Below are 1,507 nucleotides of genomic sequence, written 5' to 3'. Positions count from 1 at the left end.
TTGGCGTTGTTCCTGCTCGATCAGGACGGCCCCGAACCCGACGACACCGAACGCGCCCGCCGCCGCGGACTGACCAAGGGTAAGCAGCGTGGCGATGCGATGACCCCGATCAGCGGGGAGCTGACACCGGAGGCGTGGGCGCTGATGGAGGCGATCTTCGCCAAGTACGCCGCCCCGGGCATGTGTAATCCCGACGACCCCGAACCGTGTGTCTCGGGAACCCCGTCGCAGGCCCAGATCGATGCTGATCATCGCAGCCTGGCTCAACGCCAGCATGATGCGCTGGTCGCGGTGTTGCGGATTGCGCTGATGAGTGGTCAGCTCGGACAGCTCAACGGGCTGCCGGTGTCGGTGATCATCCGCACCACCCTGCAAGACCTGGAATCCCGCGCCGGGATCGGAGTCACCGGCGGGGGCACCCGCCTCCCCATCGCCGAGGTGATCCGCCTGGCCGCCCACGCCCATCACAGCCTGGCGGTGTTCGACAAGGCCACCGGATCGGCGCTGGCGTTGTTTCGGGCCCGCCGGGTTGCCTCCCCAGCACAGCGGGTCATGCTGATCGCCCGCGACGGGGGCTGCACCAAACCCGGCTGCACGGTGGGCGCCTACGGCAGCCAAGCCCATCACGTCGTCGCCGACTGGACCGACGGCGGTAACACCAACGTCGACGAACTCGGCCTAGCCTGTGGACCCGACAACCGCGCCGTCGGCCCCGGCGGCTGGAGCACCCGGATGAACGAACGCGGCGAAGTCGAATGGATCCCCCCACCACCACTGGACACCGGCCAAACCCGCATCAACACCTACCACCGCCCCGAACGACTCCTCCGACCCCCCGACCAGCAGCCACCGAACCCTTCGACATCGAGCCGTTCGGGCGATCCCGACGTCGGGCTGCAGGGCGACGGCGCGGAATCAGACCGTGCCCAAAACCGCCCTTCCGACCCCCCGAACGACACCCAATGCGGCGACAACCAACCGATCAACGACGAGCTGATCGACGACGAACCGATCGACTATGAACTGATCGACAACGAACCGATCGACGATGAGCTGACCGACCACAAGCCGATGGACGACGCGCTGACGGACGAGCCGATCGACTATCAGCTGATCGGCGACGAACCGATCGACGACGAACCGATCGACGGCCAGCCGATCAACGACGCGCCGATCGACGACCAGCCGATGGACGACGCGCTGACCGACGACGCGCTGATGGCCGACGAGCCGATCGACTACGAGCTAACCGAACCATCGCCGACCGACAACCCCAGCGAACCCGAAGAACGCGACGAACCCAGCAGCCCACGTGACCCCGGCGAACCTGACAACCCCGACGAATCCAGTAGCCCCGGCCAACCCGGCGGACCCGCACCCCCAGACGGCCAAGCCGCCTGAGCGTCTGATCGCCTCACCGCCGAACAGTCACTCGGCCGCACGGCTGGGGTCCGTCAGATTAACGGTGTAAGCGGCATCTTCGGTTAGGTTGTTTCGCTGCCCGGCA

Annotated in this window: 1 protein-coding gene; it reads left to right on the top strand. The window is 66.9% G+C overall.

The annotated features are described in order from the left end of the window. On the top strand, positions 1–1,401 hold a 1,401-nt coding region (locus tag J3476_RS28130; RefSeq protein WP_286183847.1), incomplete at its 5' end, for an HNH endonuclease signature motif containing protein. Positions 1,402–1,507 lie beyond the last annotated feature (106 nt).

The sequence above is a fragment of the Mycobacterium sp. PO1 genome (genome assembly GCF_017312405.1).
GTDB lineage: Bacteria > Actinomycetota > Actinomycetes > Mycobacteriales > Mycobacteriaceae > Mycobacterium.
This window is presented reverse-complemented; position numbering and strand designations above follow the sequence as displayed.